Raw genomic sequence first — 19684 nt, 5'->3', positions numbered from 1 at the left:
CCGCCGTGGCGAAGCGGGGGCGAAGCTGGAAGAAGGAGCCGACGCACCGGGCGGTGCGCCGGCGATCCGATCAGTCGGTGCCGTATTTCGGCGAACGCGGACCGTAGAGCAGGCCACCGTTGCGGCCGGTCGAGAGCAGGCGCGCACTGGTCATCCCGGCGATGGGATAGGACGCGTCCTCCATGGAGCTGTTGATGATCTGCTTCACAGCAGCGGTCACCAGCATGCCCACCAGGCCACCGCTGTTGCCGTTGTTGCCCTCCTCGCTGGAGGCGGTCGCCGAGCCGGTCCACAGGGTGGTTCCGCTCTTCAGGTCGACCAGGCGGGCGCTGGCGGTGACGATCGAGGCGCTGCTGATCAGCATGTACTGGGTACCGTACTCGCTCACGGTGACGTAGAGCGCGGCGTCGGCGCCGAAGACCTCGCGCAGCTTGGCCGGCGGCAGCTGGTGGATGTCACCGGCGGCGGTCAGGCCGTTCTGGCGGAAGGTCTCGTCCACCAGGGCCACCGGCAGCACGTAGTAGCCGGCCTCGGCCAGGGGATAGGTGACCTGGGACAGCATGCTGTAGGTCGCCTTCACGTCGGGCGACTCGTTGAGCGGCGGCAGCACGATGATCGAACGCGGGCGCGCCTCCTTGAAGGCCGAGTAATCCACGCTCTTGGTCGGTGCGCAGCCGCTGATCAGCGCACCGAGCACGGCGCAGGCCAGCAACCGGGAAAACAGGCGGGTCATTGTGCGCCTCCCTTGGCGTTCTTCATCAGGAAGTCCATGTACGAGGCGGACTCGGGGAACAGCGCCTTCTCGGTCTGGAACGCCTGGATCATCTGGTCATCCTTGCCGAGGGTCGAGTACAGCAGGCCGAGCTGGGCGTGGTAGCCCGGCGGCACCGCGCCATTCTTCGCCTTGATCTTCTGCAGGTCGGCTTCCAGCGCCTCGACCTGCGCCTCCCGGGCCTCGCCCTTGAAGTACTGGTTGACCTGGGTCTGGTAGCCCTCCCACTGGTACAGCGTCTTCGGCCCGCTGCAGCCGGCCAGCATCAGGCTGCCCAGCAGTGCCGCCGAGCAGGCGATGGTCTTGCGCATTTCCATTGTCATTCCCTAGAGCATCCGTGATTTCAGTTCTGCGGCTTCCAGGCACCGCTGTCGACCGCATTGACCAGCTTGTTCACCGCCTCGCGCATGGCCAGGTCCAGCACCTTGCCGTTGAGGGTGGAGTCGTAGCTGGCGGTGCCGCCGAAGCCGATCACTTCGCGGTTGGACAGCGCGTACTCGCCCGCGCCCTGGGTCGAATAGACGACCTCGGAGGTGGAGATGTTGACGATGTTCAGCGCCACCTTGGCGTAGGCGATCTGGGTCTTGCCACGGCCGAGGATGCCGAACAGCTGGTGGTCGCCCACTTCCTTGCGACCGAACTCGGTGACATCGCCGGTGACCACGAAATCGGCACCCTTGAGGCGCTGGGCCTGGCCCTTGATCGCCGCTTCCTGCTGGATCTCGCTCATGTTGTCGCGGTCCAGCACGCTGAAGCGGTTGGTCTGCTGCAGGTGGGTGATGAGGATGGTCTTGGCCTGGCCGCCGAGGCGGTCGACGCCGTCGGAGAAGATGCCGCGCATGTAGCTGGAACGGTTGTCGAACTTGCCCACGGCGATGGGTGAGCGCGGGCCGCTATACGGGCGGTTGACGCTTTCGACCTGCTGCACCGCAACGGCGGTGGAGGTTTCGGTGGCGCAGCCCGACAGGCCGGCCAGGGTCACGGCTGCCAGGAGCGGCAGCAGTGCGGTTCTCGAGACGATGCTCATGGGGTTCTCCTTGAACGTGCGGAAAGTGCCGGCGACGACAGCCTGGCGGGCAGCGGCGCGTTGGCGGAATGGATTCGGCGGGGCGATCAGGCTGAAGACGAGCGGCGGCAAGCGATCCCCAGGGGCGCGCTCCGGGAAAATCTGCCGGCTGTGATCATGTCGACGAAATGCCGGGCGGCATCGGGCGGCAGCCCAGTGACGGTGCGAGATCGGTACGGGATCGGTGCGGCGGGCCGGAAGAAAACCGGCCGGGCCGAGGGGTGAAGACGACATCCAATGTCCTGCTGCTACGGCTCCATGGATCTTGCTCCCGGGCGGCGCACCGACGCTGCGTGCGGACAGGCGCCCCGCCAGGGAACAGACAGGCGCGCGAGAATACTGGCCTTTCGCCGCGAAACCGATGCCGGCCCGACCAGCGGGCGTATCGGTAGGACCTGCTGACCATGCCGTCGCACGCCCTCGCCTTGAGGCTGGCGTCACCCTTTCCAGCTGCGGGGGCCCGAACCCTGAGGCAATTTGCCGCGAGGCGGGTGGAGCCGGGCCTGCATAGATTTAATCCAGACGATTCGTTCTGGAGCCCTGCATATGGATAGCGACGGCGACACCCTCACCCGAGACCACCAGCGGATTCACCAGGAGGCGACGCTCCTGGCCGGCGCCATCACCAACCTGGGGCAGCGCGCCTCGGTCTATCACCATCTCTTTGAGTGCTCCGGCGGACGCAACGTCTTCCCCCTGATCGCCGCACACGGCGCACTGTGGGGTGCCGGCTACTTCGCCCTCGGCATGCGGGTCGGCGCCCTGCTCTCCGCCCAGTTCCTCTTCTCCCCCGCCCTGCGCCAGGACAAGCTGCGCCAGCTGCACGCCTTCGCCGACGCCTTCCGCGAGATCAACCGGCAGGTCTGCGTCGAGGCCTACACGGCCTACCACTTCAGCCGGTTGCATGGCCAGGCGCAGGGGGCAACGCGCTTCCTGCAGCCCCGCCTGCTGGCCGCCCTGGACGCCTGCCACCGCGCCCAGGCCCTGGGCGAGCCCTTGTCGCAACCGGAGCGGCGCGAGCTGTTCGAAGCGTTCTTCCTGTGGGAGCAGGCTGCCATCGTCGGGCCGGCCGTGGAACGTGCCCTGGCGGCATTGGACTGGCCGCTGATCCGCCAGGTCGCACTGCGCCCGCGCATCGAATTCGCCTACTTCCCCAGCAGCCGCGACATGAAGTTCGCCGACTTCGCCAGCACCGCCGAGCGCATCGAAAAGGGCATGCGCGCCTATGAGCTGGCCGAGCGGGCCGGACTGGACCGGGTGGAGCATGCGCTGCGGGACTACGGGGTACTGCCGGCAGCCTTCTTCCGCGATTCGCTCGCCCATTTCCGCGAGCTTCGCCAGCGCCTCGACCTGCCCGCACAATGCCCGGCCACCGGCTGAGCCAGGCGGCACCACCCGGTGCCGCCATCGACCGTCACCACCGGGGGCAGCGGCATCGCGGAACCCGATCCGCCAGCAATGCCGCACCGGGCCGGGAGGTTCAGGCAGGGTAGAGATGGACGATGCGCTTGCCGTTATGCAGGTCATGGACCTTGTAGCCCTGCAACACGGTCTCCCAGAACGCCGCCGCGCCTTCGCTCTCGACGTCCAGCACCAGCTCATCCTTGCCCCGCCTCTTGAGCAACTCGATGAGCTGGGCGACCGCGCGCCTGCCCACGCCCTTGCCGCGCGCGGGTACGGCGACGAACAGCCGGAATATCTCGAAGAAGCCCGAGTTGCCGGCGGAGGCGCCTCGGATCACGGCGAAACCGACGTAGTCGCCCTCGAGGGCCACCAGGTAGCACTCCTCGTCCAGCGCCGCGGACATCTCCCCGCTCATGACCTGCCTGAAACTGCCGTAACCATCCAGCTCGAGCAGCTTCTCCGCAGCCTGGATACCCGGAGCGCCCGCCAGGTGAATGGAAACCCGATCTGACATGAAGAACTCCTTTTCGTGGTTGGATTCGGGCGCATCCTAGCGACTGGAAACACGCCGCAATTGATCCGGCGCATGGATCGCCGCACTCTCCCGGACGCACGCTCTCGGGTTCGTGACGCTGTTGGCAAGACGGCGAATGCGGGCCGGGGCCCGGTGCGAGGCGATGGCAGCAGGACGTCCGGCACGGGCAGGACCGATGATCCATGGCCACGCCCCGGGGCGTGATTCCACGGGTTCGAGGAGGAGCGACTGGGGAGGACGGGGACCGTAGCGCCGGGGCTCACTCCTCCCCGTCCAGCACGATGCGGCCCTGTTCATCTCGCTGCACTTCGTACAGCTCACCGTGGCGGGTCTTGAGCACCTTGATCTGCATGCGCTCGGCTTCGCCCCGGTGCTTGTGGATCTGCAGGAGGTCGAGTGCCCTGCGGTCATGCTCGCGCGTCCGGTACAGGTTCAACGCCCCCCGGATGGTGGCGAGCAGCTCTTCGTTTTCCCAGGGCTTGGGGATGAACCGATAGATTTCAGCCTGGTTGATCGCCTGCATCAGTGCCTGGTGATCGGCCATGCCGCTCAGGAGGATACGGATGCTGGCGGGCTGGCATTGCTTGGCGAATTGCAGGTAGGTGACGCCATCGATGTCGGGCATATGGTGGTCGCAGACGATCACCTCATAGGGCTTTTCCGCCAGGGCGTGCAACGCCAGGACCGGATCGTCGAACGGTTCCAGCTCCCAGTCGGCATCCCGCATCGCTCGCTGGAGCGTGCGGAGGATCAATGGGTCATCGTCGACCAACTGGATACGTGCCATGGGGACCTCCAGTGAAATCAGGCTGTTTCCGCAACGCGCACGAATACGGTGTAGCGCGTGCCTTCCATCGCCTCGAAGGCGATCAGTTTTTCCACCAGCACCGGGGTCAGCACCTTGCCCGCGTTGAGCAGCAACATGCCGTTGTCCGCGTTGAGGTTGCGTGCCAGCACCATGCCGCCTTCGAGGTCGCGCGTACCCAGCCCGCGCACGCGGGGATCGGCGAGCGTGATGTCTGTCAGGTATGAGGCGCAGACCTGGACGAAGGGCTCGATCATGTCGGGGTCGTACAGCCGCCCCGCGTACTTGCGAATGAACATCAGGGCCTCGTCCCGGTTCATGTTGCGCTCCAGCACCAGGCCTCGTTGCAACTCCACGAAGTCCACGGCGAGCTTGAGCAATCTCGAACCCTGGGGGATGGCGCTGCCCTTGAGGTGGTCTGGAAAGCCGCTGCCATCCCAGCGCTCTTGATGGTGGCGGATCAGCCTTGCCGCATCCTGCATCGGTTCGAGCGACATCAGCAGCGATTCGCTGGTTTCCGGGTAAGCCCTGAAGGTGTCGCGCTCATGGTGGTGCATCAGGTCCGACGGCCTCGCCAGCATGCTGTCGCTCCAGCCGAGCTTGCCCACGTTGTAGAGCGCAGCGGCCATGATCAGGTCGTGCTCCAGCGAGGACTCCACGAGGCCGGCATTGCAGCAGGCACGGACCAGTTCGTTGAGCGCCTGGTTGGTTTGCTTGCCCTGGGGAAGCCGCTGGTTGACCAGAAGGGAAAAGACCTCGGTGCTGACCACGTAGCTGCGCTTGAGCTCCGCGTAGGCCAGGTCGAGCATGTCGGCCGTCTGCTGGAGCTCTGCGGTACGCGACTCGACGCGTTTCTCCAGCGTCGCATTGAGCTGTTCGAGGGCGGCCTTCTGCTGCCGGGTCACCTTCTCGAGCCGCTGGCGCTCGCGTTCGGAGTGCAGGTGGGCCAGCGACTGTTCGAGGGTGGACAGGAGCTCCGCGTCATCCCAGGGCTTGCTCAGGTAGCGGTATATGCGCCCCTCGTTTATCGCCTTGATCAGGGTCGGCATGTCCGTGTAGCCCGTGAGCAGGATGCGGATGGTCTGCGGATGACGTCGATAGATTTCCGCCAGCAGCGTCGCACCGTCCATCGATGGCATGCGGGCATCGGACACGACCAGATCGACGGGATGGCTGGCGAGCAGTTCGAGAGCCTGCTCGCCGCTTTCCGCCAGGAGCAGATCGTAAGGCTGGCTGCGCAGAAGCCTCTTCAGGCTGTTGAGGATGAAGACCTCATCGTCAACCAGGAGCACAGTGAAACGGGTCGCATCCGTGGGTGTGTTGTCTTCCATGCCATCCGCTCTTGCCATGGCTCGCATCGGAGCCGGGTCGAAGATGTTTTTCAGCGTAGTCGCTTTCACTGCCCGTAAAGCGGCGAGACACGAGCAATTGCAGGATGGAGATCGACAGGAACGGCACACTTGGACATGACTTGTACGCACTGACGATCGTGTAGCGGAACCATTCAGGTTTTCTCGCCATCGACCCTGGCGCTTGCGAACTGCACCGTATCACCGCCCGGCGAGTGAACTTGAACAATGGCCAAGCCCGTACTTTAAGAAGTAAGGGACGGGCCAATTGCAGGGATGTGGCAACCGATGCGCGTATTGTTTCCAGCCAGTCGGGCGGCGCGGCGACATCGAGCGCGTGCGCTGCCATGAGCCACTACATTCCTGCGGGAAACCGGCGCGTCCTGATCATCGACGACACCCCTTCGATGCATGAGGACTACCGCAAGATCCTCAGCCCCGAGGCGACACAGGGCCTCTCCTCGATGGAGTCCCTGCTCTTCGGAATAGCGGAACCCAGGCCCTCCACCCGCTACGAACTGGATCATGCCTACCAGGGCCGGGACGGCCACGCCCTGGCGGAGCAGGCGTTGGCCGAATACCGCCCCTACGCGATGGCATTCGTCGACATGCGCATGCCTCCGGGTTGGAACGGCCTCGAAACCATCGAAAGGCTCTGGCGGCTCGATCCTGATCTGCAGATCGCGTTGTGCACGGCGTTCTCCGACCTGGCCTGGGACGAACTGAGCGAACGCCTGAACCTCAATGACCGGCTGCTGGTGCTGAAGAAGCCATTCGATGCCATCGAGATCCGCCAGATTGCCAACACCCTGACGGCCAAGTGGCAGGCCATGCAGGAGAACAAGATCAGGGTCAAGGCGCTGGAGATCACCATCGAACACCGGGCATCGGAGTTGCTGAAACTCGCGCACCATCTTCAGTACGACGCGCTGACCGGGCTTCCCAACCTGAACCTTCTCCGGGACCGGCTGGTGCGGTGCATCCGCACATCGCCGACGTCCGGATTCTCTCTCCTGTACATCGGCCTCGACCGTCTCAAACATATAAACAACGCCTGGGGCTATCCATTCGGGGATGCCGTGCTGCAGGCGAGCGGCACCGCCATCCAGCGCGCGCTGAAGGACGAGGACGTGCTCTACCGGCCAGGCTCGGACCAGTTCGTGGTGGTGGGCGACTTCGCCGACAGAGGGGGCGACACCGTTTTTTCCGCCCAGCTCCTGGCCGCCATCGCCACACCGCGCCTCATTGCAGGTGAGGTGCTGGCCGTGACGGCGAGCATCGGGGTAAGCCGCTACCCCGAACACGGCGACGACCCGCGCATGTTGATCAAGCGGGCCGAGACCGCCATGCACGAGGCCAAGGGCCAGGGACGCAACACGGCACGGCTCTACGATCCGATGCTCAAGCAGCGCGCGCGGGACCAGCAGTCACTGGAAGGGGCGATCCGGCGCGCATTGGAAAACGACGAGTTCGTGCTCCATTACCAGCCCAAGATCGACCTGCGTAGCGGCCGCGTCATCGGCTGCGAGGCCCTGATACGGTGGTTCCAGCCCAACGGCGAGGCCATTCCGCCGACCCGCTTCATCCCGGTAGCGGAGGAGTCCGGCCTCATCGTGCCCCTGAGCCGATGGGTGCTGAAGGAGGCGTGCCGGCAGACGCACCTGTGGCATCTTCATGGGCTCGGGCCGCTCTGTACCGCGATCAATCTTTCCCCCGTGGACTTCCGCCAGGGCGACTTCCTCCCGGCACTGAAGCGCGTGCTGGAGAGCTCGGGGGTCGATCCCGGCTGCATTGAACTGGAAATAACCGAGCGCCTGCTGGTGCAGGATCATGAAGGCAGCGCCCTCGTGCTGCAGGGCGCCAAGTCGCTCGGGGTACGGCTGGCGATCGACGACTTCGGCACCGGCTATTCCAATCTCGGCTACCTGAAGCTGTTCCCGGTCGATACCTTGAAGATCGACCAGTCGTTCGTCCGCGACATAGGCGTGCATGAGAAGGACGCGGCCCTCGTCGCCGCGATCATCGCCATGTCCGACAGCCTCGGGCTCACCGTCACGGCCGAGGGGGTCGAGACTGCCGAGCAGCTGGAGTTCCTGACGAGCCGGCACTGCGATGAAGCCCAGGGCTACCATTTTTCACGGGCCTTGCCGGCCGCCGAATTCGCTGAATTCGCCAGGCGTCGCAACGGCCACGCCGGAGCGGAACGATGAACGCCGACATCAAGCGGCGCATCCTGCACCTCGCGCTGGCGATGTTGCCGCTGGCCTCCCCGTGCATCGCCGCACCGCTCAATGAACCGATCAAGCCCCTGCCGCGCTGGCATACCGAAGACGCGGGACGGGCCGAGCTGGGCCGCCGGCTGTTCAACGACAGGCGCCTCTCCGCCAACGGGGCCGTGGCCTGCTCCAGCTGCCACCAGCTGGACCGGGGCGGGGCCGATGACAAGCGCCTGTCCGTCGGCCTCAACGGTGACCTGACGCTGGTGAACACGCCCACCGTGTTCAATGCCAGCCTCAACTTCCGCCAGTTCTGGAATGGCCGCGCCGCGAGCCTGGAGGCGCAGGTCGACGATGTCATCCGCAACCCCAGGGAAATGGGGTCCGAATGGCCTGCGTTACTCGCGCGCCTGGCGGCGGACGAGACCTACAGGGACGCCTTCGAGTCGAGCTACACGGATGGGGTGACCCAGGCCAATGTCCAGAACGCCATCGCGACCTACGAGCGGACGCTGCTCACGCCCAAGGCCCGATTCGACCTGTTCCTGGAAGGCGACTCCACGGCCATCAGCGATGAGGAGAAGGCGGGGTATGCGCGCTTCAAGCAGAGCGGATGCATCTCCTGCCACCAGGGCATGAACGTGGGCGGCAACATGTTCCAGAAATTCGGGGTCATGGGGGACTACTTCAAGGACAAGGGGAGCAGCTCCGAAGCCGACCTCGGGCGCTTCTCGGTCACCGGCCGGGACGAGGACCGCCACGTGTTCAAGGTGCCGGGCCTGCGCAACGTCGAGCTCACCGCGCCCTACTTCCACGATGCCTCGGCGCAGACCCTGGAAGAGGCCGTGGACGTGATGTTCAAGTACCAGCTGGGCCGCAAGGCGGACCCGGAGGACAAGCGGCTGATCATCCTCTTCCTGAAAACGCTGACGGGCGAAACGAAAGGTGCGCAGTGAGCGATATCCGCAGGGGTAACCTCTGGCTCGTGCTGGTAGGCGCCGCGCTCGCGCTCGCCGGCACGCTCCTGTTCCTGTTCTTCCGGGCGGATGCCTACGAGCCAACCCGCTACTTCGGGTCGCTGGCGATACTCCGCCAGATCAAGCAGAGCGATGCCCAATGGGAAGTCCAGGTGCTGCGCTCGCGCATCGGCATCAACCTCGACTACGACCTGCTGGTCGACCCGCTCAGCGAAATGGACAGCAACTGGCAGCGCCTCGAACAACGCCTCGCAGAGGCGCCCCTGCACAACCCGAAGCGCTGGGAACGGAACAAGGAACTCTACAGGACGGCGCTGGAGGAGAAGTCCGGCCTGATCGAGGCGTTCAAGTCGCATAACGCCATCCTGCGGAACTCCCTGAATTTTCTACCCACTGCCGAAGACGACGTGCAGAACCTGATCAATGACCAACGCAGCAGCATGGTGCTCGACACGATGTCCGGCTACGTGTTCGACGCACTCCTGAGCACGATGGAGTATTCGCAGGTCACGACAAACGAAAAGGCCGAGGAGATTCAGCTCAACCTGCAGAAGATCGAGGAGCAGAAGGCCGGGCTGAGCCCGGACATCGGCAGCGCCCTCGATCTGTTCTCGGCTCATATTCGGACCGTTCTCAGCGAACAGAAGCAGGTCAACGTCCTGCTCAATCAGATTGCCGCCGTGCCTGTAGCCGCACGCCTGGATGCGCTGATCGAAGTCCTGAGCGGGGAGCAGTTCGCGGCCGCCGCCCAGGACCAGGTTTCCCACCGATACCTGCTTCTGTTCGCGGCCATCCTGGCGGCGCTGCTGCTGTTCCTGGGCTATTGGCTCCTGCGCAGCTATGCGCAGATCAACCGCATGAACCAGGCGTTGCAAGCCGCCAATGACGAACTCGAACGACGGGTACAGGTGCGGACCCATGAACTGCAACACGCCCAGAGCGAGCTGGTTGCCGCTGCCCGGCATGCGGGCATGGCCGAGATCGCGACCAACGTGCTGCACAACGTCGGTAATGTGCTGAACAGCGTGAATATTTCCGCCGACCTGGTGGCGCGCAGGGTGCGCAACTCCAAAGCGCTCGGCCTGGCCAGGGCGGTGGAGATGATGACGGCGCACCAGGAGGACCTCGGCGCCTTCATCAGTCACGACGAGAAGGGGAAGCTGCTGCCCGGCTACATTGCCCAGGTATCGGAGGCGCTCTCTTCGGAGCGGGAGAGCATCGTCAATGAGCTCGAGCAGATGACCCGGAGCGTCAACCACATCAAGGAGATCGTCTCGACCCAGCAGTCCTACGCTGGCCCCTCCAGCATCGTCGAGCCCATCAGCATCAATGAACTCATGGACGATGCGTTGCGCATGCAGTCCGATTCGCTGGTCCGGCACCAGGTCGAGATCGTGAAGGAGTATGACGACCTGCCGGAGGTCGTCCTGGACAAGCACCGCACCCTGCTCATCCTGGTGAACCTGATCAGCAACGCCAAGCAGGCCATGAGTGCGCAGGAGGATCGGCCACGGCGCCTGACCCTGTCCGTGCAACTGGGGGCCTCCAGCCTGACCATACGCGTCCGGGACAACGGCGAGGGGATCGAGCAGGCCAACCTGACGCGCATCTTCGCCCACGGCTTCACCACCCGGAAAGACGGCCACGGTTTCGGGCTTCACAGTTGCGCGCTCGCCGCCATCGAGATGGACGGCTCGTTGCGGGTCGAAAGCGACGGCCCGGGAATGGGAGCCTGCTTCACCCTGGAAATCCCTATGAAGAAGAGAGGGCTGGCGCATGGACAACCCGGGTAACCGCCGCATTCTGCTGATCGACGACACGCCGTCCATCCACGACGACTTTCGCAAGATCCTCGCGCCGGAGCCCAGCGATACCCAGGCGCTGGATGCATTCGAAGCGCAGTTGTTCGGCACGGGCCCGACCATGGAGGCGAGAGAGTTCGAGATCGATTCGGCCTGTCGCGGCCAGGACGGCCTGAAGCTGCTGGAGATGGCACTGGCCGAGGACAGGCCCTATGCGATGGCCTTCGTCGACATGCGCATGCCGCAGGGGTGGGATGGAGTGGAAACCATTGAGCACCTCTGGCAGGCGGACCCACGGCTGCAAGTCGTCGTCTGCACGGCATATGCCGACTATTCATGGGAAGAGCTGCTCGCCAGGCTGCGGGTGGCGGACAGGCTGCTGATCCTGAAGAAGCCCTTCGACAATATCGAAGTCAGCCAGCTCGCCTGTTCGCTCACCGCCAAGTGGGACATGACCCAGCGCCTGCAGCAGCAGATGGAAAGCCTCGAACACCAGGTGCGGGTCCGGACCGAGGACCTGACACGTACCAACAGCGTCCTGCAGCAGGAGATGGCCGAGCGCAAGCAGTTGGAAAGCCAGTTGATACAGAACGAGAAGCTGGCGTCGATCGGCCAGCTCGCCGCTGGCGTGGCGCATGAGATCAACAACCCGATCGGCTTCATCTCGTCCAATCACAGCACGCTGGAAACCTACTTCCGCGAACTGCTTGAAGTCCTTAAGGCCTATGAATCGGCGGAGCCATCCATCGCAGACGAGGACTTGAAGGCGCGGGTGATCGCCCTTCGCAAGCGGGTCGACCTGGATTACCTCAAGGACGACATCCCCTCGCTGCTGAATGAAACGAGGGAAGGCATCGGCCGGGTCCGCAAGATAATCCAGGACCTGAAGGACTTCTCCCGCGTCGATACCGACACGGAGTGGCAATGGGCCGATATCCATCAGGGCATAGAGTCGACGCTGAACATCGTGGCGAGCGAGGTGAAGTACCGCGCCGACATAGTGCGGAACTTCGGCGACCTGCCGGAGGTGAAATGCCTGCCCTCGCAGATCAACCAGGTCGTCATGAATCTCGTGGTCAACGCAGCGCAAGCCATGGGGGAGGCACGAGGAAGAATCGTGATCACCACCTGGGCGGGCGACGGGCGGGTGTGGATCGAGATAGCGGATGACGGCAGCGGCATTCCTGCTGATGTGCTGCCCCACATCTTCGATCCGTTCTTCACCACCAAACCGGTCGGCAAGGGCACGGGCCTTGGGCTTTCGCTCTCCTATGGGATCGTGCAGAAGCACGGCGGCGCCCTGTCGGTGCAAAGCCATGAAGGCGAAGGAACCCGCTTCAAGATCGAACTACCGATCGATGCGTCACATCGCCAGGCATGAGCGCTGCCCTTCTTCGGATCGCTAGCGGCATACCGCTCCAGCTACTAGATTGATTCAGCGCACTGGCGTAGCAGCACCCGGCGCGCACAGACAGGGAACAGTGGCGAGAATGGAGGCAGGTCATGCCATACCGTAAAAATGGCTGGGAAATTTCTGCAGGCTATCGAGGCGGAGAAATAAGCGGTCCGGGAGGGGAAATCATCTATTTCGGAACCCATCACGACCTGTCGAAGATCGCGAACAGAGTTGATCTGCGCCATATGAGCCATGGCATGGATGACACCGCAGATAAGTGCATTCCCTGTTTCATAGCGGCTGCGGACATCATCCATTCGGAACTGCAAACCAGGGGCTCCGCGACGGTACATTGCGCTAACGGTAACAGCAGGACCTCCTTCGCACTCATCGCGTACCTTTGCCGTTACGCCGGGTTCACGATCGAAGACGCCGGCACGTTCCTGACAAAGGGCCAGGCAGAGCGCACCGACATCACCTTCTCCCTTACGAAACAGGTCAATAACAACAGCTATTGGGGTTGGCTAAACGAGGCGAAGTGGTCCGAGATTGTTACCGATGCCTCCAGGGGGACTGACTACAGGGCGATGTACAGCGTCTCGGGCCCATCAAAAAGCGGAAACAAGGTGCACCACGCCGTTCAGACGAATATCTCCCGCGAGATACCCAGCGCACACGCAGTGGAGGATGACGACAGCTCCAGCAGTTCCGACTCTGTGCATTACTCCTATGGAATGCGCATTCGGGAATCCGAAGTCCGCGAACTCAAAAAGAATGCGGCGGTTTATATGGGGTACAAGTATTAGGTCAGCCCGATTTGCGTGTGAAGCTGTGTGCTTTCTAACGGGGAGCCTTGCCAATCAACCGGATAGCACTTGCCCGACACCTGGAGCCACCCGTGGCAAAGGGATGATCACAGAGGGCAGAGAGCGTTGCCTGGAGTGGCAAGACCACCTGAGCGCCCGAGCCCTGGCGCTGTGCAGCCAGCGGAGGGCAAGGCTTCCTGATAGACTTGCACCCCTTCCCGCATGATCCGGATCTGGGCCAGACAGGCCGCAGTTCCATCCGTGCGCTTTCGTTTCCTGAGCGTCGCCATGTCATCCGGAAACGGCCCCAAACCGCCCTCTATCAGCTGTACGAAAATGCTTAAAGAAATAGCCTCTAGCCCAGCAACCACGCGCCCTGCGCTGTCCCGCCGCTTCTCCGTTGCGCCGATGATGGATTGGACGGACAGAAATTGTCGGTTCTTTCTGCGCCTGCTCTCGCGCCATGCGCTGCTGTATACGGAGATGGTCACCACAGGGGCGCTTCTGCAAGGGGATCGGGCGCGTTTCCTCCGCCACGACGAGGCGGAGCACCCGCTGGCGTTGCAGCTAGGTGGCAGCGTACCGGTGGACCTGGCGGCCTGCGCACGCTTTGCGGAGCAAGCGGGTTACGACGAGGTGAACCTCAACGTCGGCTGCCCCAGCGACCGGGTGCAGAACAACATGATCGGTGCCTGCCTGATGGGCCATCCGGCCCTGGTGGCCGACTGCGTGAAGGCGATGCTGGATGCGGTGGCGATCCCGGTTACGGTCAAGCACCGCATCGGCATCAACGGTCGCGACAGCTACGCCGAACTATGCGATTTCGTCGGCCAGGTGCGGGAGGCTGGCTGCCGCAGCTTCACCGTGCATGCGCGCATCGCGATCCTCGAAGGGCTGTCGCCGAAGGAAAACCGTGAAATCCCGCCACTGCGCTACGACGTCGCCGCGCAGCTGAAGAAGGATTTCCCGGATCTGGAGCTGATCCTCAATGGCGGCATCAAGACCCTGGACGAGTGCGCGACGCATCTCGAGGTATTCGACGGCGTGATGCTTGGCCGCGAGGCCTATCACAACCCCTACCTGCTGGCGGGCGTGGATGCGCGGCTGTTCGGCGACGACAGGCCGCAACCGACCCGCGCCGAGGCCCTGGCGGCGTTGCGCCCCTATATAGAAAGGCACATCGCGGAGGGCGGGCAGATGCATCACATCACCCGCCATGTACTGGGACTGGGCCAGGGCTTCCCCGGCGCACGGCGCTTCCGCCAGTTGCTCTCGGTGGACGTGCACAAGACCACCGAGCCGCTGGGGTTGCTGGATCAGGCCACCGAGCTGTTGCGCGGCCACTGAGCCGCGTTCTGGCTCGGCGCCAGGCAATACCCCTTATGCCCACCGGGCACGACAAGGCCGCTCTCCAGCATGCGGCCGAGCACCTGGCGCACGCTGATCAGCGAGAGAGGCTCGCCGGCGGCATTCAGGCGTTCGTGCAGCAACCGGGTGGATATGCCGCCGCTTTCCTGGCTGGCGTCGCAGAGCACTTCCAGTACTTTCAGGCGAGGCAGGCTGGCTTTCAGTCCGACCTCCTGCAGCAGGTGGCGCAGGTGCTGGTGGTCGCTCATCGGCATGGTATGACTCCTTGACGTATCTGTTGCCTGTTCGGCTTGCATGGAGGCTGGCGGTCCTGCCGGCCTCTTTTTCCCTGAAAAATCAGGGGCTCTAACAATAAAGACGAACGGGAACGAAAAACCCGCAAGAAAAACGGAAAAAAATCAGAATCCGGCGGTCAGACAGGGGCGGTACTTCCCCTCGATCCCTTCAGGGAGAAAGACGCGGGACAGGGCCGCGAATTTACCCGCGCCACCCCGTTGAGCGCGCCAGGGCGCTCGGGTAAGGTCACGCCATCTGCAACGACAAGGCTTCGTCCATGACATCCAAGCTGGATCAACTCAAGCAGTTCACCACCGTGGTCGCCGACACCGGTGACCTCGACGCCATCGCCCGCCTCAAGCCGGTCGACGCCACCACCAACCCCTCGCTGCTGCTCAAGGCCGCCGCCCTGCCCCGCTATGCGGAACTGCTCGATGCAGCCGTGGCCGGCAGCGCGGGCGATCTGGGCCTGGCCTGCGACCGCTTCGGCGTCGCCGTCGGCCAGGAGATCCTCAAGGTGATCCCGGGCCGCATCTCCACGGAAGTCGACGCGCGCCTGTCCTTCGATACCCAGGCCACGCTGCGCCGCGCCGAGCGCCTGATCGGCCTGTACGACAAGGCTGGCATCGGGCGCGAGCGCGTGCTGATCAAGATCGCCTCGACCTGGGAAGGTATCCGTGCCGCCGAGCAACTGGAGCGCGACGGCATCCAGACCAACCTCACCCTGCTGTTCAACTTCGCCCAGGCAGTCGCCTGCGCCGACGCCGGGGTATTCCTCATCTCCCCCTTCGTCGGGCGCATCTACGACTGGTACAAGAAGGCCGAGGGCCGCGACTTCGCAGGCGCCGAAGACCCGGGCGTGCAGTCGGTCTCGCGCATCTATCGCTACTACAAGGCTCACGGCTACGACACGGTGGTGATGGGTGCGAGCTTCCGCAACCTCGGCCAGATCGAGCAATTGGCCGGTTGCGACCGCCTGACCATCAGCCCCGACCTCCTGCAACAGCTCGCGGACGACCAGGGCAGCCTGGAGCGCAAGCTCAGCGCCGGCAGCGACAACGAAGCACGCACCGCGCTGGACCAGGCCCAGTTCCGCTGGCAGTTCAACGAAGATGCGATGGCCACCGAGAAGCTCGCCGAAGGCATCCGCCTGTTCGCCCGCGACCAGGAAAAGCTCGAAGCTCTGCTCAACGCCCGCCAGAAATAAAAACGCGCGCGCAGCCACAAGGCTGCGCGCGCGGGTTCACCAATCAGGGGGAAAGACGATCAGCTGCGCTCGAGGGCGCTCACCAGATCGTGGAAGGCTTCTCGATTGGACTCGTTGAGCCCCATCAGGATGCGGTGTGCTTCCAGCACCTTGGTGCGTACCACGTCCTCGGTCTGGTCCTGCGGAGGCAGGTCTTCCAGGCATTCCGGGCATGGCAGCGGCTTGCCGACGATGTTGAACACCTGATCGAACCCCATCGACTGCAAGAGTCGGGTGATGTCCGGATGGGTGGTCACTACGGTCGGCAACAGTCCCACCTTCTGCCGCGAGAGGATCGACAACTTGGCCAGGAGGCCCAGCGTGGTGCTGTCGATGCTACGAGTTTCCGTGAGATCGATGACGATCGCAGAGAAATTCAGCGCGGAGAAGATCTTTTCAATGGTCGCATCCAGAGCCGAACACAAGGTAAGGCGAATTTCACCGACGAACTTCAGGACGAAGGTCCCGTTCTGCTCGGCAAACTGGATTTTACCGGTACTCATGCAAGGTTCCTGCTCAACACCAGCAAGGCGATATCATCCGGCATCTCGCCCAGATTGGCCAGTCCAAACACCTGTCGCAAGCCATCCAGACTGCCACCTGCCGTGCACACCAGTTCCGGTAGCGCGGCTTCTTTTTCTTTGAGCGTATCTCCCGGCAAAAGGTCCAGAATGCCGTCGGATAAAAGGGTCAGGCTGAAGGATGGCGGCAACTCGAGGACCTGATCCTCGTAGGTCGCCTCATCGAACAGTCCGACGGGCAGGCCACGCCCGCTCAGGTAGCGTGCCTTGCCTTCGCTGAACAGCACCGGCAGCGGCAGGTGCCCGCCAATGCTGTAGGTCAGCAAACCGCTCTCCTCGTCTATCACCCCGCCGAGCATGGTCACGTGCTTGCCCAGCTTGCAGTTGATCAGGCCGCGGTTGATGTGGCCGAGCACATCGGAGGGCTTGAACTCGGGAAGCATGCCGCCACGCCGGGACTCATAGAGCAGCCGGGTGGTCATGAACTTCAACAGCACGGTGACGAAGGCCGAGGACGCGCCATGGCCCGAGACGTCGGCCAGGTAGAAGGCGACGCGGCGCTCGTCCACGCGGAAATAATCGACGAAATCCCCAGACAGGTAGAGCGACGGGATGATCTGGTGGGCGAACTTCAGTCCGTCCACCGTCCAGGGCGTCACCGGCAGCATGTTCATCTGCACCTGGCGCCCGGCGTTCTGGTCTTCCTGCAGCAGGTGCAGGCTGGCCTGGAGCTCGCGGTTGGCCGCCTCCAGCTCCTCGCGGTAGCGCTGGTTCTCGACGCGCAGGGCGTAGCGATCCAGGGCCCGATGCACGGAGTGCTCGAGCACCGCCAGGTCTTCCAGGGGCTTGATCAGGTAGTCGGCAGCGCCCAGGCGCAAGGCCTCGACGGCATCGCTCATGACACCCGCACCGGACACGACGATGACCGGGGTATCGGATTGCAGTTGATTTACGCGGCGGATGAGTTCGAGGCCGTCGACTTGGGGCATGCGCAGGTCGCAGATCACCAGATCGGGATGTTCCTGCTCGAAAACCTGCAGCCCCTGCAAGCCATTGGCAGCCTGCAGGACGCTGAAACCACTGTCTTCCAGATAGGCCGCAAGGCTTGCGCGCACTACCTCGTCGTCATCGATGATCAGCAGCTTGGCACTGGTATTGTGCATGGAGTATCCAGGCAAACGGCGCCGGGGGACGGGCTGGTTGAACACCCGGCCCAAGGCCCTGGTGCGCGTATGGGGGTTCGCTTCAAGGCGCAGACGGTACTCCCATCCGCGGGGCGATTCAAGCGTGCACCGATTGTCGAAACCTGCCTTTACACAAGAAATCGACGGGAGTTATAAGAAGCTCGGGGAGAGTCCATCAAATACAAGAGGACAGTGGCAATGAGCCAAAGCGATCGAGCCTATAGCGAGAAACGCGATTTCATCCGGATGCAAGTCGAAGCCCATGTCGTCCTGCATCATGCCGGACGCGAGATTCCCGCCCTTTGCCGCGACCTCTCCAGCACCGGCATGCAGCTGGAAGCGGACGTGGAGCTGGCGATCGGCGACAAGGTCAAGGTCCACATCCCATCCGATCACGCCGAACTGCAGGGCCTCGAAGCCGAGGCAGAGGTGGTGCGCGTGAGCGACGGGGAGAACGGTGGCAAGTCCATCGGCCTCGCCATCATCTCGATGCGCTGAGCGATGGCCTGAAACGAAAAAGGCGGCCCGATGGCCGCCTTTTTCATGCCCACAAAGGCCTAGAAGTCGTCCTCGACCTCACCGTCGCGCACCTTGAACTCACGGTTCTGCAGGTAGGCGTTGCGGATGAAGTTGTACTTGTCGCCCTGGATGAACTTCTCCGCCGACAGCAGGTTGGCGCGGGTGTCGATGACATTGGCGCCACGGATCACGTTGCGGGTCGGCACGTGGTCGATGTACGGGTACGGGCCGAGGTAGCTGTCCGGGATCTTCGCCGGCGCGTCGCGCAGGGTGCTCGGGCCCAGCAACGGCAGCACCACGTAAGGGCCGCTGCCCACGCCCCAGGCGCCCAGGGTCTGGCCGAAGTCCTCGTCGTTGCGCTGCAGCCCCATGCGGGTGGCCACGTCGAACACGCCCAGCAGGCCGAACGTCGTGTTGAAGATCAGGCGACCGGTATCGACACCGGCGTTGTGGAACTTCGCCTGCAGGAGGTCGTTGGCCAGGTTGCCGACATCGCCGACGTTGCTGAACACGTTGTGCACGCCATCCTCGACGAAGTCGGGGGTCACCGCCTGGTAGCCCTGCGCGACCGGTTTCAGCGCGTAGGTGTCGAGGGTGTCGTTGAAGCGGAAGATCACCCGGTTCACGCCCTCCCACGGATCGCTTTCCGCCGCGCCCGCCGCCAGCGGCAGCAGCGCCAGCCCAGCCACGACGCATACACGACCAAGACGATCGAGCCACCCGGTGCCGATCATTCGCATTGCAGACTCTCCTAGAGAAAAGTAGTGTGGCAGCCCCGCGGGCAGCCCGGTGAGGCGCGCATTATACGGCCATCGGGAACGCAATAGGCAGCATAGCGAAGGCCACCGATGCAGGAAAAACGATTGCTTCATATTGCCCGCATCCCGGTACGCTGGGGCGACATGGACAGCTACGGCCACGTCAACAACACCCTCTATATCCAGTACCTGGAAGAAGCCCGGGTCGCCTGGTTCGAGCGCCATGGCATCCCCATGAGCAACGTCGAGCAGGGTCCGGTCGTCCTGCAGACCCTGCACACCTACCTGCGCCCCGTGGTGCACCCAGCCACCGTGGTCGTCGAACTGTTCGCCGGCCAGGTCGGCACCTCCAGCCTGGTGGTCGAGCATCGCCTGAGCACCGAGGAAGACCCGCAATCCACCTACGGCGAGGGCTACTGCAAACTGGTCTGGGTCGATCACGCCAGCAACCGGCCGGTCCCCGTGCCCGCCGCCCTGCGTGCCTTGATGAACGGCGCCTGAGCGTCATCTTTCCGTCATCGCCGCGTCATGCGCCGCAGCTAGGCTGGACCTGACCCCGTCAGGATGACCTCGCCATGCCCACCCGCACACCGCCCGCGTTCAACGCCCTGCTCTTCGGCCTGTCCGGCTGCCTCGTGGACTTCGGCGCCCGGACCCTCCCCGTGGCCCTGACCCGCACCCTGC

At 63.8% G+C, this 19684-nt stretch carries 20 protein-coding genes and 1 pseudogene; 11 read left to right on the top strand and 10 right to left on the bottom strand.

Annotated features, from left to right (window positions below; all coding sequences use genetic code 11):
- Window positions 1-70: 70 nt before the first annotated feature.
- Genes DMX10_RS28025 through DMX10_RS28015 form a run of 3 tightly spaced genes read right to left on the bottom strand, consistent with a single transcriptional unit; the run spans window position 71 to window position 1799 of the window.
- Window positions 71-733, bottom strand: a complete 663-nt coding sequence (locus tag DMX10_RS28025; RefSeq protein WP_111264178.1) for a DUF799 domain-containing protein — start codon at window positions 731-733, stop codon at window positions 71-73.
- A complete protein-coding gene (locus DMX10_RS28020) occupies window positions 730-1083 on the bottom strand; it encodes a DUF4810 domain-containing protein (RefSeq protein ID WP_111264187.1) in 354 nt (117 codons plus the stop codon). Before DMX10_RS28020 ends, DMX10_RS28025 begins: the two co-directional genes overlap by 4 nt.
- 32 nt (window positions 1084-1115) lie before the next feature.
- Window positions 1116-1799, bottom strand: a complete 684-nt coding sequence (locus DMX10_RS28015; protein ID WP_111264177.1) for a CsgG/HfaB family protein — start codon at window positions 1797-1799, stop codon at window positions 1116-1118.
- 585 nt (window positions 1800-2384) lie between these two features.
- Between DMX10_RS28015 and DMX10_RS28010 the strand changes: the two genes are divergently transcribed.
- Window positions 2385-3218, top strand: coding sequence for a hypothetical protein (locus DMX10_RS28010; RefSeq protein WP_111264176.1), 834 nt, complete (start codon window positions 2385-2387; stop codon window positions 3216-3218).
- 100 nt (window positions 3219-3318) lie between these two features.
- On the opposite strand, the gene DMX10_RS28005 is transcribed toward DMX10_RS28010, so the two are convergent.
- From DMX10_RS28005 to DMX10_RS27995, 3 genes are all read right to left on the bottom strand, one after another.
- Window positions 3319-3756: a GNAT family N-acetyltransferase gene (locus tag DMX10_RS28005; RefSeq protein WP_111264175.1), complete on the bottom strand. Its 438-nt coding sequence runs from the start codon at window positions 3754-3756 to the stop codon at window positions 3319-3321.
- 280 nt (window positions 3757-4036) lie between these two features.
- Window positions 4037-4564, bottom strand: coding sequence for a response regulator (locus DMX10_RS28000; RefSeq protein ID WP_111264174.1), 528 nt, complete (start codon window positions 4562-4564; stop codon window positions 4037-4039).
- Window positions 4565-4581: 17 nt separating this feature from the next.
- A complete protein-coding gene (locus DMX10_RS27995) occupies window positions 4582-5913 on the bottom strand; it encodes an HD domain-containing phosphohydrolase (RefSeq protein WP_111264173.1) in 1332 nt (443 codons plus the stop codon).
- Between the two features lie 365 nt (window positions 5914-6278).
- Here DMX10_RS27995 and DMX10_RS27990 point away from each other — a divergent pair, with 365 nt between their 5' ends.
- The 6 genes from DMX10_RS27990 to dusA all read left to right on the top strand — a co-directional run bounded on the left by DMX10_RS27990 (window position 6279) and on the right by dusA (window position 14475).
- Window positions 6279-8141 carry a bifunctional diguanylate cyclase/phosphodiesterase gene (locus tag DMX10_RS27990; protein WP_111264172.1) on the top strand — a complete coding sequence of 621 codons (1863 nt, stop codon included), beginning with the start codon at window positions 6279-6281 and terminating at the stop codon, window positions 8139-8141.
- Window positions 8138-9103, top strand: a complete 966-nt coding sequence (locus tag DMX10_RS27985) for a cytochrome-c peroxidase (RefSeq protein ID WP_111264171.1) — start codon at window positions 8138-8140, stop codon at window positions 9101-9103. Before DMX10_RS27990 ends, DMX10_RS27985 begins: the two co-directional genes overlap by 4 nt.
- Window positions 9100-10917, top strand: coding sequence for a DAHL domain-containing protein (locus tag DMX10_RS27980; protein WP_111264170.1), 1818 nt, complete (start codon window positions 9100-9102; stop codon window positions 10915-10917). The genes DMX10_RS27985 and DMX10_RS27980 overlap by 4 nt, the downstream gene beginning before the upstream one ends.
- Window positions 10901-12307: an ATP-binding protein gene (locus DMX10_RS27975; RefSeq protein WP_111264169.1), complete on the top strand. Its 1407-nt coding sequence runs from the start codon at window positions 10901-10903 to the stop codon at window positions 12305-12307. The genes DMX10_RS27980 and DMX10_RS27975 overlap by 17 nt, the downstream gene beginning before the upstream one ends.
- 122 nt (window positions 12308-12429) lie before the next feature.
- A complete protein-coding gene (locus DMX10_RS27970) occupies window positions 12430-13128 on the top strand; it encodes a dual specificity protein phosphatase family protein (protein ID WP_111264168.1) in 699 nt (232 codons plus the stop codon).
- Between the two features lie 336 nt (window positions 13129-13464).
- Complete coding sequence (gene dusA / locus DMX10_RS27965) at window positions 13465-14475, top strand: tRNA dihydrouridine(20/20a) synthase DusA (protein ID WP_111264167.1); 1011 nt, start codon at window positions 13465-13467, stop codon at window positions 14473-14475.
- Here the strand turns inward: dusA and DMX10_RS27960 are convergent.
- Window positions 14445-14750 (bottom strand): hypothetical protein, encoded by a 306-nt coding sequence (locus tag DMX10_RS27960; protein WP_111264166.1) that lies wholly within the window; start codon window positions 14748-14750, stop codon window positions 14445-14447. The genes dusA and DMX10_RS27960 overlap by 31 nt on opposite strands.
- 299 nt (window positions 14751-15049) lie before the next feature.
- On the opposite strand from DMX10_RS27960, the gene tal reads away from it, so the two are divergent.
- Window positions 15050-15979, top strand: a complete 930-nt coding sequence (gene tal, locus DMX10_RS27955) for a transaldolase (RefSeq protein ID WP_111264165.1) — start codon at window positions 15050-15052, stop codon at window positions 15977-15979.
- 59 nt (window positions 15980-16038) lie between these two features.
- Here the strand turns inward: tal and rssC are convergent, their stop codons facing one another.
- Both rssC and rssB read right to left on the bottom strand, forming a co-directional pair.
- Window positions 16039-16521 (bottom strand): anti-sigma factor antagonist RssC, encoded by a 483-nt coding sequence (gene rssC / locus DMX10_RS27950; RefSeq protein ID WP_111264164.1) that lies wholly within the window; start codon window positions 16519-16521, stop codon window positions 16039-16041.
- Window positions 16518-17702 (bottom strand): two-component system response regulator RssB, encoded by a 1185-nt coding sequence (gene rssB / locus DMX10_RS27945; RefSeq protein WP_111264163.1) that lies wholly within the window; start codon window positions 17700-17702, stop codon window positions 16518-16520. The genes rssC and rssB overlap by 4 nt, the downstream gene beginning before the upstream one ends.
- Window positions 17703-17921: 219 nt before the next feature.
- Between rssB and DMX10_RS27940 the strand changes: the two genes are divergently transcribed.
- Window positions 17922-18221: a PilZ domain-containing protein gene (locus DMX10_RS27940; RefSeq protein WP_111264162.1), complete on the top strand. Its 300-nt coding sequence runs from the start codon at window positions 17922-17924 to the stop codon at window positions 18219-18221.
- A gap of 59 nt (window positions 18222-18280) precedes the next feature.
- Here DMX10_RS27940 and DMX10_RS27935 read toward each other — a convergent pair whose 3' ends face one another.
- Window positions 18281-18982, bottom strand: a complete 702-nt coding sequence (locus DMX10_RS27935) for a VacJ family lipoprotein (protein ID WP_111264161.1) — start codon at window positions 18980-18982, stop codon at window positions 18281-18283.
- Between the two features lie 108 nt (window positions 18983-19090).
- Between DMX10_RS27935 and DMX10_RS27930 the strand changes: the two genes are divergently transcribed.
- Both DMX10_RS27930 and DMX10_RS33320 read left to right on the top strand, forming a co-directional pair.
- Complete coding sequence (locus DMX10_RS27930) at window positions 19091-19501, top strand: thioesterase family protein (RefSeq protein WP_111264160.1); 411 nt, start codon at window positions 19091-19093, stop codon at window positions 19499-19501.
- Window positions 19502-19575: 74 nt separating this feature from the next.
- Window positions 19576-19684: pseudogene (locus tag DMX10_RS33320) on the top strand (HAD family phosphatase); the annotation flags it as partial.

It is taken from the genome of Pseudomonas sp. 57B-090624 (assembly GCF_003234055.1).
Lineage (GTDB): Bacteria > Pseudomonadota > Gammaproteobacteria > Pseudomonadales > Pseudomonadaceae > Metapseudomonas > Metapseudomonas tohonis.
Note: the sequence above shows the minus strand (reverse complement) of the source record. Positions and strands in the feature narration are given on the sequence as shown.

What these genes read in the sequence shown, in the direction of transcription:
- DMX10_RS28010 (WP_111264176.1), top strand. Translation starts at nt 2,385, where the DNA reads ATGGATAGCGACGGCGACACCCTCACCCGAGACCACCAGCGGATTCAC.
- DMX10_RS28020 (WP_111264187.1), bottom strand. Translation starts at nt 1,083, where the DNA reads ATGCGCAAGACCATCGCCTGCTCGGCGGCACTGCTGGGCAGCCTGATG.
- DMX10_RS27940 (WP_111264162.1), top strand. Translation starts at nt 17,922, where the DNA reads ATGAGCCAAAGCGATCGAGCCTATAGCGAGAAACGCGATTTCATCCGG.
- DMX10_RS28005 (WP_111264175.1), bottom strand. Translation starts at nt 3,756, where the DNA reads ATGTCAGATCGGGTTTCCATTCACCTGGCGGGCGCTCCGGGTATCCAG.
- DMX10_RS28025 (WP_111264178.1), bottom strand. Translation starts at nt 733, where the DNA reads ATGACCCGCCTGTTTTCCCGGTTGCTGGCCTGCGCCGTGCTCGGTGCG.
- DMX10_RS28000 (WP_111264174.1), bottom strand. Translation starts at nt 4,564, where the DNA reads ATGGCACGTATCCAGTTGGTCGACGATGACCCATTGATCCTCCGCACG.
- DMX10_RS27990 (WP_111264172.1), top strand. Translation starts at nt 6,279, where the DNA reads ATGAGCCACTACATTCCTGCGGGAAACCGGCGCGTCCTGATCATCGAC.
- DMX10_RS27960 (WP_111264166.1), bottom strand. Translation starts at nt 14,750, where the DNA reads ATGCCGATGAGCGACCACCAGCACCTGCGCCACCTGCTGCAGGAGGTC.
- rssB (WP_111264163.1), bottom strand. Translation starts at nt 17,702, where the DNA reads ATGCACAATACCAGTGCCAAGCTGCTGATCATCGATGACGACGAGGTA.
- DMX10_RS27985 (WP_111264171.1), top strand. Translation starts at nt 8,138, where the DNA reads ATGAACGCCGACATCAAGCGGCGCATCCTGCACCTCGCGCTGGCGATG.
- DMX10_RS27995 (WP_111264173.1), bottom strand. Translation starts at nt 5,913, where the DNA reads ATGGAAGACAACACACCCACGGATGCGACCCGTTTCACTGTGCTCCTG.
- DMX10_RS27930 (WP_111264160.1), top strand. Translation starts at nt 19,091, where the DNA reads ATGCAGGAAAAACGATTGCTTCATATTGCCCGCATCCCGGTACGCTGG.
- rssC (WP_111264164.1), bottom strand. Translation starts at nt 16,521, where the DNA reads ATGAGTACCGGTAAAATCCAGTTTGCCGAGCAGAACGGGACCTTCGTC.
- tal (WP_111264165.1), top strand. Translation starts at nt 15,050, where the DNA reads ATGACATCCAAGCTGGATCAACTCAAGCAGTTCACCACCGTGGTCGCC.
- DMX10_RS28015 (WP_111264177.1), bottom strand. Translation starts at nt 1,799, where the DNA reads ATGAGCATCGTCTCGAGAACCGCACTGCTGCCGCTCCTGGCAGCCGTG.
- dusA (WP_111264167.1), top strand. Translation starts at nt 13,465, where the DNA reads ATGCTTAAAGAAATAGCCTCTAGCCCAGCAACCACGCGCCCTGCGCTG.
- DMX10_RS27975 (WP_111264169.1), top strand. Translation starts at nt 10,901, where the DNA reads ATGGACAACCCGGGTAACCGCCGCATTCTGCTGATCGACGACACGCCG.
- DMX10_RS27935 (WP_111264161.1), bottom strand. Translation starts at nt 18,982, where the DNA reads ATGCGAATGATCGGCACCGGGTGGCTCGATCGTCTTGGTCGTGTATGC.
- DMX10_RS27970 (WP_111264168.1), top strand. Translation starts at nt 12,430, where the DNA reads ATGCCATACCGTAAAAATGGCTGGGAAATTTCTGCAGGCTATCGAGGC.